The organism is Deltaproteobacteria bacterium (assembly GCA_016930875.1).
Classification (GTDB): Bacteria; Desulfobacterota; Desulfobacteria; order Desulfobacterales.
In genome coordinates this window covers 23652-36010 of sequence record JAFGFW010000184.1, presented here as the reverse complement: position 1 = coordinate 36010, position 12359 = coordinate 23652, and the positions used below count along the sequence as shown (strand labels likewise).

Annotated in this window: 10 protein-coding genes and 2 pseudogenes; 10 read left to right on the top strand and 2 right to left on the bottom strand. The window is 51.7% G+C overall.

Going from position 1 to position 12359, the window contains the following annotated elements; translation table 11 throughout:
• Positions 1-329 precede the first annotated feature (329 nt).
• Entirely contained in the window at positions 330-668 is a 339-nt protein-coding gene (gene tatA, locus JW883_15590) for a twin-arginine translocase TatA/TatE family subunit (GenBank protein MBN1843687.1), read from the bottom strand.
• A 233-nt stretch (positions 669-901) separates the two neighbouring features.
• Entirely contained in the window at positions 902-1948 is a 1047-nt protein-coding gene (locus JW883_15585) for a galactokinase (protein MBN1843686.1), read from the bottom strand.
• Positions 1949-2517: 569 nt separating this feature from the next.
• Here JW883_15585 and JW883_15580 point away from each other — a divergent pair.
• The 10 genes and pseudogenes from JW883_15580 (at position 2518) to JW883_15535 (ending at position 12274) form a co-directional block, all read left to right on the top strand.
• Entirely contained in the window at positions 2518-4293 is a 1776-nt protein-coding gene (locus JW883_15580) for a hypothetical protein (GenBank protein MBN1843685.1), read from the top strand.
• A gap of 171 nt (positions 4294-4464) precedes the next feature.
• The gene (locus tag JW883_15575) at positions 4465-5127 is read left to right on the top strand and encodes a MotA/TolQ/ExbB proton channel family protein (GenBank protein ID MBN1843684.1); all 663 of its coding nucleotides are present in this window, start codon (positions 4465-4467) and stop codon (positions 5125-5127) included.
• 18 nt (positions 5128-5145) lie between these two features.
• Positions 5146-5553, top strand: coding sequence for a biopolymer transporter ExbD (locus tag JW883_15570; GenBank protein MBN1843683.1), 408 nt, complete (start codon positions 5146-5148; stop codon positions 5551-5553).
• Between the two features lie 194 nt (positions 5554-5747).
• Positions 5748-6440, top strand: a complete 693-nt coding sequence (locus JW883_15565) for an energy transducer TonB (protein MBN1843682.1) — start codon at positions 5748-5750, stop codon at positions 6438-6440.
• A 541-nt stretch (positions 6441-6981) separates the two neighbouring features.
• Positions 6982-7464 carry a hypothetical protein gene (locus tag JW883_15560; protein MBN1843681.1) on the top strand — a complete coding sequence of 161 codons (483 nt, stop codon included), beginning with the start codon at positions 6982-6984 and terminating at the stop codon, positions 7462-7464.
• 481 nt (positions 7465-7945) lie between these two features.
• A complete protein-coding gene (locus JW883_15555; protein MBN1843680.1) occupies positions 7946-9343 on the top strand; it encodes a TonB-dependent receptor in 1398 nt (465 codons plus the stop codon).
• 36 nt (positions 9344-9379) lie between these two features.
• Positions 9380-9997: pseudogene (locus tag JW883_15550) on the top strand (TonB-dependent receptor).
• 160 nt (positions 9998-10157) lie between these two features.
• Positions 10158-11075, top strand: a complete 918-nt coding sequence (locus JW883_15545) for a tetrapyrrole methylase (protein ID MBN1843679.1) — start codon at positions 10158-10160, stop codon at positions 11073-11075.
• A gap of 154 nt (positions 11076-11229) precedes the next feature.
• Positions 11230-11991 (top strand): DUF4198 domain-containing protein, encoded by a 762-nt coding sequence (locus tag JW883_15540; GenBank protein ID MBN1843678.1) that lies wholly within the window; start codon positions 11230-11232, stop codon positions 11989-11991.
• 145 nt (positions 11992-12136) lie between these two features.
• Positions 12137-12274 (top strand): annotated as a pseudogene (locus JW883_15535) (tetrapyrrole methylase).
• Positions 12275-12359: the final 85 nt, after the last annotated feature.

The window sequence follows — 12359 nt, the reverse complement described above, 5'->3', positions numbered from 1 at the left end:
TGCCATGTTGTTTACCCTTCGGGAAAGCCGATGATACCGCATCTCCTGCGTTGTCAAGGGTTCGCGGTAAACTACTACAGCTTCACCTTTGACGTCTTGGAGCTACGGCATCCTCGACTTTTGCAACGTTAGGGTTTAGTTGATTTCCTGTGCGGTCAGAGGCCCGATAAGGGTGTGATTTAGGTCTGGCGGCATCGCGGAGGCGGCAGGTGTTAAAGGGATTCGACTGGCCATTGACGGGCAGGGGGATATCCGGAACACTCAGAGGCATCCTCGGCCGTAATCCCTGCAATCGAATGCAGAAAAAGGCGTTGCGGATGATTTTTTTCTCAACTGACCAGCTTTTTTATTTTGTCGGCTTTGTCTTTGAGTTGCCTGGCCTGCCTTATGACGGGAACGTGTCCAACAACTTTGTCAGTGACCTTCTTTTGAAGTGAGTCGACTATCTTGCCTTCAAGAGATTTGCCTTCTGATGCCGAGTCTTCATTTCCCTCGATCTGTTTTTTCTTTACTGATTCCTTGTCGTCCTTCATCTCCTTTTTGATATTTTTAATCTCCTTCACTGTCTGGCCAAGGCCGCTGCCGATGCTCGGAAGCCGCTTTGCCCCAAAGATAAGCAGGATGATCAGTGCAATGATAAGGATTTCCGGTACGCCTAATCCAAACATAATGGACCTCCTGTGTACAACTGATTGGCAAAATTTATTTACTATACCCCATGATTATAAGCGCCGTCAATACTTAGGGCTCGCGCAAAAATAACTTCACGTTTTGATGCGCCTACCCATCCCGTCTGGCAGCCTTGCTCGTCGGTTAAATAGCTTGTGCTATTCGCCCTCCTCGCGCCTTGCCATGCGTGCGCCTCGATTCCTGAAAATGCGAACTTATTCTTGTGCGAGACCTAAGTCACCTCAAGTCCCTTTGGATCAACCCTTGCCTCCAGGAGCCTGGCGGTTTCCCTCTGGGACAATATGTCAGTCCACGCTGAACGTAACTTCTCAATATTTTCTGCCTCACCCAAGGCCCAGATGCATCCTCCTCCTCCTGCGCCCGTGAATCTTGCCCCGCAACCATGGGACAGGGCGCTACTTAGCAGCGTTTTCCCCAGTTCGTCGAAAACCTCAGGGGTCATTTTTCTCCTGATCTCGACTTCCTTGTTCACGGCGTTCACAGCAGATGCCCAATCCTTCACGCCCAAGGCCTTGATAAATGCCTTTGTGGCGCTGACAATCTCGGCCCAAAGGTGCCTTTCCTCGCCCTGCACAAACTGCTGGAGCCACTTGCTGTTGACACTGCAGGACTCGTGAGGCACACCGGAATAGGCTATCAGAAGGCGGCTTTCAAACGCCTTGTAGTCCCGTTTGGTCAACACCTCAACCCCTTTAAAGGGGGGCTCGGAGGGCTCGGACGGCCAATACCAAGCATGGATGCCTCCGTATGCTGCGGCAAGCTGGTCCTGAATCCCGCAAGGCACGCCCGCGACCGCCTCCTCAATGGCATGGGCCAGAAGCACGGTTTTTCTCTGGCTCACTCGATTATCCAAGGCCATAGAGAGCGCGGCTATCAAGGCTACAACCGCCGAGGAAGAACCCCCCAGTGCGCTTCGCGGCGGGGATTGGGATGTGATCTGGATATGAATCCCTGCCACCCTGAAATAGGCTGCCGCGGCAAAGATCAGACCCAAAGGAGAATTAAACGGGGCCCTGTCGGCCTCGTGCACCTCGGTTTGAAAACCCTTTGAAGAGACCTTCACAAGGCCGGATTCGTAAGGAAGGAGTCGTACCCGGGTCTTCATTCCTAACCCCACATTGAAAGTGCAGGGAGAAAGGTGACTCAGTGGATAGTAAAAGGTCTTGATGTCAAGGGTGCCGCCACAATCAATCCGGCAAGCGGCAGAGGCCTCCAGTGGATGCGATTCAAGGAGTTTTTTTAGATCTTTCACGGCCAGAGCCTTTCACAACCGGGACTCAGGCGGCCACACTGCCCTGGTGGCCACAAGATCCGGTTTTTGTGATCAATATAAACTTAGCAGCCATAGCACGCGGCTGTCAATATCGTGCAGACTCAGAAAAAAAGCGCCTGTCGCCTTGGCAGCCTATCTGTTGCATGTATGTCACAGAAAACACTCAAAGTGGGCATTTCTTTTCACAATATATAACCGGGAATACCACTTCTTGCGGACCGGTTTTTCGCGGAGCAAGGTATAACCACTTGACAATAAAAGGAATCGTCAAAATTGTCTTCCTTGGCATGATGTTTGCTCACTAAAAATTGATTAACGTGCTTGCAAATGTCAAGCCGCAGCAGGAGAAATGGAGCAGCATTAAGTGGTTGACACCACTTTTTCTATTTGTCATGCTTTATAGTATAAATGCATCCAGAAGGTGCGCTTTTCATAAAAGAGCTTAGTTTCCACACAACCTAATTTTTAGAGCAGAAACAGAAAGCCAGGAAGGCTGACGGGCAAGAAGCCTGTGATGTCTACCCGGCTTTTTTTGTGGTTGTCGGGGATTTCCTATGATCTGCTTTATCTGTTGTCTGATTGTGATCACCTGTGTCGTCCCGGCACTGCCTCCATGGGCGTTGGCCAAGGAGGACATTGTCGAGCGCGATACCGATGAGGACGGAAAGATTGACCAAATAACCCACTTTGACAAGAAGGGCAAACTCATTAGGCTGGAGATCGACAGCAATGCCGATGAGATCATGGACCGGTTCCAGTATTATGTGGGTGAGCATGTTTTAAGGGTCGAAAGAGACACCAATGATGACCGGAAGGTGGACGCGTGGGATTATTTCCGAGACGGAAAAAGGATACAACACAAACGGGTCTCGACTGAGACCGGCCTTCTCGATCAAATCATTGAGTTTGATTCTGAGGAGCGTCCTTTGAAGATGCAAAGGGACACTACGGCAGACGGCAAACTGGATTCGGTTTACTATTTAAAGGACGGAAAACTGTTCCGTTCCACCAAGGATACAGACGGGGATGGCAAGGTGAATGTCCGGCAGATCTTTCGGGATGACAAACCTGTTGAAAGAAGCACTGATGACGACGGGAACGGAAAGATCGAAAGGATCACCTTTTACGACGAAGACGGTCTTCCCAAGGAGAGCCGCCACGATCTGGACGGAGACGGCAACATGGAGGTCGTGCGTCTTTATCGCAAGGGAGAAATTTACAAACAAAGTAAGGACCTGGACCAAAACGGCGCCTTTGAGATCATCACCCTGTTTGAAGATGGGAAACCGGTTAAGCAGGACAAGGACGCGAACAGCGACGGTCGTTTCGATATCTTGACCCGTTTTAAGGACGGCATCCTATCCTATCAGGAAAAGGACACCAACTTCGACGGAAAGAAAGACGTGTTCATCCATTTTGATGACAATGGGTATGCAGAAAAAATGGAGGAGGACACCAGGCACACGGGGCGTATTGATCGAATCAGGATTTGCCGTGACGGCGTACCCGTAAAGGTCATCCATGATGGCGAGGGAGATGGGTATAACGAGACCGTGACGCTTTACAAAGAAGGAAAAATTTCACTGCAAATCCAGGACAGCAACAGAGACGGAAAGGCGGACGTGAGGATTTTTTTCAATGCCGGGGGAGAAAAGGAACGGATCGAAAGCGACACGGATTTCAACGGCAAGACCGATGCCTGGGAGTACTACCGAAACGGTGAACTGCTGCGGGCGGAAAGAGACGATGACGCAAACGGGAAGGTGGATCTCAAGGTCTATTATAATAAGGGGACCAAACAGCGGCTCATCCGGGACCAAGACGGCGACGGTTGTTTTGAGATTACCCAGTTGTTTAACCAGGCTCCGTGGTCCATGGTCATGGAACTGGATACGGATCAAGACGGGAGGCCGGAAGGGCGTTATTGCTACAAAGAGGACATCTTGAGGTTGAAAGAAATTGACGAAAACGCAGACGGCAAACTTGACCTGAGAGAACATTACAGCACACAGGGAAAACTCACGAAGAGCGAAGAGGACGAAGAGGGGGCCGGTTGTTTTACCATCACATGGTTCTATAATGACGCAGAAGAGGCGATCCGGGCGGAAAAAGACAACAACACGGACGGCAAGATCGATACCTGGTATTGCTATTACAAGGGAAGCCTTAGGAGCGTGGAGGAAGATACAAACGGCGACGGCAAGCCCGACCTCTGGGAAGAATACGACAAGGCAGAGGCCCTGCTTAAGCGGTCAAAGGACCTGAACTTTGACGGTGAGCCGGATATAGAGGAAATGGCAGGCGAGAAAGCGGGAAAGAGTGATCGGTGAACAGTGAACAGTTAATAGGAATAGGTCGGACCCATTTTCCTGAATCCTGAGCGCTGAAGGCTGAAAGCTCTATCAAAGGAATAAGCAGCGGCCAATGACTGATGACCAGGCTAAGCCGACTCAACGGGCCCAACCGGCATAACCGGCTAACTTTAATTTTCGGAGGAAAAAATGTTCGATTTTCTTGCAAAGGGGGGCGTCCTCGTGGCGCCCATTTTGTTTTGTTCTGTGATAGCGCTTGCCATCTTTCTTGAACGACTCATACGCCTGAGCCGGGTCAAGATACGGGGCTATGGATTGATTGAAACCGTGGCCAGGCACCTCAAGCACGGCGAAGATCAGAAGGCTTATGATCTGGCCAGCGCAGACGACTCCCCTATGGGGCGCGTCCTTTCCCATGCCATAGAGGTGAAAGACCAGGACCGGGAGACCTTGGAAACGGTCATTGTGCATGCCACTGAAGAGGAAACGCGGGAACTTTCCCGCTACCTCCAAGCCCTGGCAACCATTGGGAATATCGCCCCGCTTCTCGGTTTGCTGGGGACCGTGTTGGGCATGATCAAGGCCTTCATGGTCATCCAGGAGATGGGCGGTAAAGTGAATGCGGCAGTCCTTGCCGGAGGCATATGGGAGGCCATGCTCACCACGGCCATGGGCCTTGCCGTGGCCCTGCCCACCATGGTGGCGCACAGTTATTTGTTATCTCGTGTGGACCGATACGAGACCCAGCTTCAGGACGGCACTGTGGTGTTCTTGAAAACCGTAGGTAATCGGATACACGGCCACACCGGAGAGCCCCATACGCATCCTCATACCCATGCCCATAAACATTGACGGCTCAAGGGGGTTTATATGCTTGTCCATCCCAGACGAAGAAAACGCCTTCAGGTCCAGGTACCTTTGACATCGCTGATTGATATCGTCTTTCTGCTTTTGATCTATTTTTTACTTACCACCAACTTCATAGTAGACGAAGGGATCAAGATCAAGTTGCCTCAGGCCAAGGCCGCGGCGCCTCAGACCGAGGAAGTCATTACGGTCTACGTAGACCGACAAGGCCGAGCGTTTCTCGGCGCCGAGGAGGTTCCTCCAGCCAGGCTCTTTGATCGCATCAAGGACAAGATCGCTTCCAGGCAAGATGAACTGGTCGTGGTTCGGGCGGACCGGGAAGTGATTCTGAACAAGGCGGTCAAGGTCATGGACATTGCCAAGGCCGCCGGGGCCGGAAGGCTGTGCCTGGCAACGGAAAAAGATTTTTAGTCACGGACCCGCACAGAAAGAGCTACCGCTTCTGGAATTCAAATCATCGTCAAGGAATTCGACATGTTTTTAGGGAGATTACCTCGTAACGGAGGGCGTAAGGAACTCATGAATATGGCCGGAAGGCCTGACATGAATCGGTGGACGCATCGGCGACCGATTTGTCCGTGTGCGTCTGTGTGGGTCTGTGGCCAATGACTACAAAAAATAGCAAACCAAATTGGCTCTTTTGCGGTCTTATCGCCGTTTCTCTGGCTATTCACGCGATTATCTTCCTGCATGTCGCGGGCCTCTACAACTCCAACGTCTTGACCTACATCGAACTGACCATGCACGATATATCCAAGCCGGCGGCAAGGGATATCCCAAGGCCCCGTTACAGGCCCAAGGCGCCTCAGGTTCAAGAATTCAAAAGACTCAACGTGACGCAGCGGCAGATACCGCGCTTGAAACCCATTAAAATGGAACCGCCTGAAGAGAATTTTTCGGAAAGTCTGATGGAAGCCATCGGCATTGCGGCCATACCGGACACGCCGGGCCTTCAAGTTGCTGATTGGAGCTCCGGTGCACTGTTAGAGGAGACCGGAGGAGGTTTTCTGACCGCCCGGAATTATCTCGAGATGGTAAGGCTCAAGATAGAGAGACACAAGAAATATCCCGACTTGGCCAGGGTGAGATACATTGAGGGTCGTGTGACCATACGTTTTATCATCACGCCCGAAGGAGGCGTGCGGGAAGTAGAAGTGACAAAACGTTCGAGAAACAAGGACCTCGATGCGGCTGCCGTGCAGGCCGTGCAGGCCGCAGTCCCCTTTTCCAAACCCCCGCGACGTTTTTTTGAAGGGGAGATTCCCCTGGAAATCACCATCGTCTTTGAACTCACCTAGTTTCTAATGAACTACCCCGCCGCAGAGCAACGGGGTATCTACAAAAACATTGTGACGCCGCAAGCGGCGGGGAATTAACCCCTTGTCCGCCTCCGGCGGATTAAACCGGCGAACGGCAGCATGGCGCCGACTGGAAACAATATGGTTAAAAAGATGCCAAAAATGGGCATTTGTTTTCTTACTGGGATGTTTTTTATGAAAAGTTTTGCCTAGCGTTTTTTCCTCTTCACATCTTAACCCTTTAAGAAGATAGCACATATCGATTATAACTTAGGTTGGCACATTACTTGCTGCATACCAAAGTCTTAATGGACCCCTGAAGGGTCCCCAAAACCAGACCCATAGACATAACGTGTAGGCCACGAAGGCTGTCCACCTGAAGGTGGGATTCGTGGCTTTTTTTTCGCCTTCGCCGGAAGGCGAACCGCTCCGTCTTGCCGCGCCGTAGCTTCAGCGAAGGCGGGAGCTCCTTAGAGCGAAGGGGGGTGGGCTTTGCCGGTTTGGCCGGTCTGCCGGCTTGCTTATCGAATCAGAGTTAATCATGGAAAAGGCCATGAGGCATCTGCTGAGAAGAAAAGCCGAAAAAGACCGCCCTCATGGCATGCATATTGACAGGAGAAGATGGGAGGCGGTTCCGTGCAAAGCCTTGGGGGGCTACGACCTCGTTTTGGCTTGCAACAGCCTTCATCTCACCCAGATAGGTTTTGTCCCTGCCCTGGCGAAAGTATTTGCTGCAAGGCCAAAACGGGTGGTGATCGTCACCGAGTTTTTCTCCCCTGAGATAAGGCTTCCCGTGCGATCCGGCAATTACTACATGGAATATGCCAGGGTCGAGCAGGTGGGAAGCGCTTTTGCCTACAACAGCCAGGACGAAGCCTTGGAGCATTGGTCCGCAAATAGAGGCCGTCGAGCGGATACCTGGGAGCGGGATGAGATCGGGAAAAAGTTCGTTCACCGAGGCGATCACTTCTGGATGGGCGATTCGGCGTTGGTCGGTCTGTTTTGCTGGAGGGCCTTTCAATGATTATCGCAACCTGATAGGGAAGTAAAAAGGATAGGGGGCTATTTGATGTTGACAGTTGTGACAAAATCCTCTACCTAAATAAACACAAACAACTTGAAACAGGGCAGTAGAAGCTGCCCGGAGTCAATCTAGAACCAAAGAACGCAATTCCGGCCACGAAGGCTGTCATCCGAGAACGGATGAGATGTCCTCGTGGCTTTTTTTGTGCGAATCAAGGTGAGCGAGGAGATGATAAAAAAACGGCAATTGAAAAACAGAGACAGGAAAGGGTGGGGAAGGCAGCCGCGACCGGCAAAAGCAGCAAGCTGCCTTCCCCGTGAAGCCCCCTCGGGTGGAGGGAATGCTTCGCAGGCATTTATACTTCCGAATCATTCCCGCCGTCAAGGCCATCTCCTCAAATATGGCGGCTGCCCGCCCCGAGACCAATCTCTGAGAAAAACAGATCAGACAATTTTTTCTCGGTATAGAAAGGAGAGCGACAATGAAGTTTTTGAGGTTCGGCCTTGCCGGCTTGATGGGTATCCTCTTTCTCTTATCCGTCACGGCATTCAGTTCCGCACAGGAGACGGATTCAGAGAAGGGCGAAAAAGTCTATCGGCTTGACAAGGTCATTGTCCGGGATCATCCATTGAAGGATGAATCCATGGTGGTGACGCCGGAAGTAACCGTCATAAATGTGGATGAGTACCAAAAGGCCGGCAAGGTGGAAAATGTGCAGGACATATTGGGTGACGCGCTTGGAATCAATGTCCTCTTTTCTTCCGTGACGCCGGCACAAAATGAAGGGGTCTATATCCGTGGTATGGACCAGTCACGCTACCAGATATTTATGGACGGCAGGCCCTTGAGGCTTCACGGGAGCAATGGGTATTTCAAGATGGACTGGACCACCCTTCCCGCCGATATGATCGAGACCATTGAGATCGTGCGCGGGAGCCATTCGCTCCTTTTTCCGTTTTCCATGGGTGGGGCGGTCAATCTTATCACCAAAAAGGGCAAAAAGACCGATGACCCCACACCTAGCGGGAGCGTGAAAATGGGATTCGGCCCTTATGGGGGCCAAAGCTACAGTGCCGGTGCCAGCGGCGGCGCCTTGAATGCCATCGGCTACTCCATTGCCGCGGCCCACAGGGAAGGCGACGGGTACTTGCGGGGCAATGACTACAACACGGACAACGTAAACGGCCGTTTCTCCCTCTATCTTCCCACGGGCGGGACAATGACCTACGGGATCGACCATGTGGATACGGTCACCGGATATGCGGTGATCAATGATCCCGATGATGCGAATTCAAACTATGACCCGAGCTACCCGATTGTGCGTTCCGATGTGGACAAGTTCAGCCACGACTACGAAGCTTCGGGCTACGACGGTGGGAAAAACCAGTGGGAGAAAACCGTAAACGACCAGAGCCTACTTGTGGAACAGCCTCTTCCCATGGGACAATTGCGGGGGCAAATTTACAAGCAGTTGTCCAAACGGGACAGATACATGCACAATGCAAACGGAACGGACAGTTCCAACTACAAGGAGGAATATACAGGGGGCATCGCCCTGGATTATCTGGATTTCAGCCTCGTTCCAAATCATTCTTTTTCCCTGGGAGGGGACTACCGGAATCAGGGAACCCCCGACAATAAAGATTATTATGCCATCACGGCCCTTTTCGTTCAAGACGTGTGGTCCTTCACCGATGCCATGTCGTTGACCTTTGGAACCCGCTGGTATGAATTCGCGTCCGATTCCTATGAATTCATTACCAGAAATCCGGACCGGAGGGTTGAACGGGAATGGTGTCCAAAGGCCCGGCTGGACTACGTATGGGACGACAGCTTGTCCCTCTATGCCTCCATCAGCCGTGAAATGCGTATGCCCTGAATCTGAGATCTCTGGAGATGGGCCCGGGCCGGGTCCGACGCAGCATACGCAACGGCAAACTCTGAGTTTAAAACAGAGACTTCTTGGACCTATGAAATAGGCGGCGTCAAGGAAATCCTGAAGGACACAAAATTCAGGACGGCTTTTTATTACACGGACATCAGCGACTACCAGCAACACAACTACAACGAAACCGCCACGTCAAGCCTGGTATATAACATCGACATGCTTGTGTACGGTGTCGAGCTGGAACTGACTAGGAGTTTCAGGCAGGATCTGAGCGGCTATCTGGCCTACACCTACCAGGACTGGAATGCCGACAATCACCCCATGGATACAGAGAACACCTCTTACCTGTTACAAAATCAGCCGCGTCACAAGGTAACCATGGGCTTGGACTACAAGCTCTGGGAAAACGGGGTGGTGAACCTCAACGCCAAGTACATAGGGGAGCGTTACAGCCAAGAGGACGTCACTATGAATGACGTGATTATTGTCGATGTGGGCGCCCAGCACACCTTCAAGATGCCTCATGATTGCGAGTTCACGTTGAAGGGTTACGTAAATAATGTCACCGACCAGGATTATCAGTTGCATTACGGTTATGACATGCCCGGGGTGACCGCCGGCATGAATGCAACACTGAATTTCTAGGCCGTAAACACGCAGGGAACCTGCTACATGGGTCAGGTTGCCGTGTGCATTGGATTGCTGAAATTCTGCCCTGACCCTCACCTTCCCCTCCCCCGACGCTGCGGCGGGGGGGGAGGGCTCAGGGGGGAGATTGGGCTCTAGAGCTGGAAGGAGATTAAGAATGATAGCCCGAAATAATGTTGTCGCCACAGGGAACCTGTGCGCCTTGACGCTTTTTGCCCTGTTGCTTTTTCCCATTACAAATGCCCTTGCCCACCCGGAACACGGGAGCCGAGGCAAGTGTTACGTCATCGGCACGGGTCCGGCAGGGCCGGAGCATGCCACGGGCAAGGCCATAGAATGTATACAAAAGGCCGACGTCATCTTCGGCTCCAATGATACCTTGGAACGGTTTTCCACGTATTTGAAGGGGAAAAACCTCCTCGGCAACCCCTGGCGGGGCAAGTTTAAGCATAGTTGGCAGGACCGCGAAAAATTGGGGCCCGAAGAAAAAAAGCAATATGTGGAGGAAAGAATCCGGTTCTGGGATGAGACGGCCGCCAGAATCAGACATGAAGTGGCCCAGGGGAAGACCGTGGCCCTCCTGGATAGCGGCGACCCCTGTGTTTTCGGCCCCTCACACAGGGTCATAGAAGGGCTCAGAGAGGATGAGGTGGAGATCATTCCGGGCCTGGGTTGCTTTCAGGCCTCCATGGCGGCGTTGAAGAAATCTTCCATTCCCGCCTATGATACCCGTTTTGTCATGCTCACCGCGCCCATGTTTCTGTTCGGAAAGCCTGAGGATGAAGCCATATTGAAGGATCTTTCCAAATATCCCGTCACGATGGCTTTTTATATGGCCCTTAGGCATGCAGACACCCTGATAGCCAGGCTCAAGAAGTACTACCCTTCCGATCTTCCCGTTGCGGTGGTGTATAATGCCGGGTACCCGGAAAAGGAGAAGGTGGTCAAAGGCGCCCTGGATACCATCTTGGAGGATATCAAGGCCGAAAAGGAAAATTGGTTGGGCATGATCATCGTTGGCCGATGCCTTGCGGGACAACCGCAACGGGGAATGGTCAAACATATGTCACAGTGAACGGATGCCCGCAGCAAGACGGAGGCGCCACGTGTGGTGGGACGCCGAAAGAAATTCAATTCTTGGCTTTTAAAAGACGGCTTCTGCGGTTTTTACTTAGATTGTTATCAAAGCGATATTGAATTACTTATTGGCACTCGAAAGGGGATGGGATATGAAAAAAATGTTTACTGCTCTATGCTTTCTAATCATGGTTTCAGCGGCTTCCAGCGCATGGGGCCATATGCTGTGGCTCCTTGCGGACAACTATCACCCTGATATAGGCGACACTGTTCAGATAGAAATCAACTGGGGCCATCATTTTCCAAAAGAAGAACTTAACAAAGAAGGGATCCTGAAACGCGTTTATGCCTTGGATCCCTCAGGGCATACGGTGGACCTCAAGCAGGTATCCATGAGCAAATATGAACTTACGGTCAAGCAAAAGGGCGTATACCCTATCTTTGCCCAGATCAATTCCGGCGTCTATACCAAGACCACGGACGGGTACAAACGGCAAAACAAAAAGGGATTGGACAATGCACTCAAGTGCGTCAGCTATGACATGAGGGCAAAAACGGTGATTTGTGCCGGTGGACAAAGGCAGGGCGTGAGCCAGGAGGCGGACGATCTCCTTGAGATCGTACTCTTGGAGAATCCCGGCAGGCTGAAAGAAGGCGACCTTCTGCCGGTCAAAGTCCTTTTCCAAGGGAAACCCCTTTCCCGTGAGTACCTTTACGCTACCTACGTTGGGTTTTCGGATCAAAGTGAGACCTATGCCTTCTCAACCATGACGAACAAAGACGGAGAAGCCAAGATCAAGCTTGTTAAGAAAGGCGCTTGGCTGGCGAAGGTCCCCTATAAGCTCCCCTACCCCGACCTGGCGGAATGTGACGAGTACTATTACTGTGCCACCCTGACCTTTGAGGTGAAATAGCAATTGTGTCATGACCGGCGTGCATCTCGTGGCCGAATACCGCAAGAAGGAGAACACACCATGAAACAAAAGGGGCGGATTTTTTTATTTATAGCATTCCTGGTTGTTTTGACGACAGGCCTTTGGCCTTCTCAATCTATAGCCGCGCGGAACCGTAGCTGATATGGGGGAAAGCCTATCTAAAGAAAAGGAAAGATTCATGGGTCTGTTGTTGGTTGGCCGCTTCCTGGAGGGCAAGCCCTATGAGGCGGCTATGAAGCGCCACGAGGCAAATCTCAAGTAGTGCGGAATTGTTTTTCTTTTTTTCATCCCTTGCACAGGGTCATGCCTGCAAAGTCTCGGCTGTTGTCGATACGGATATGGCATCG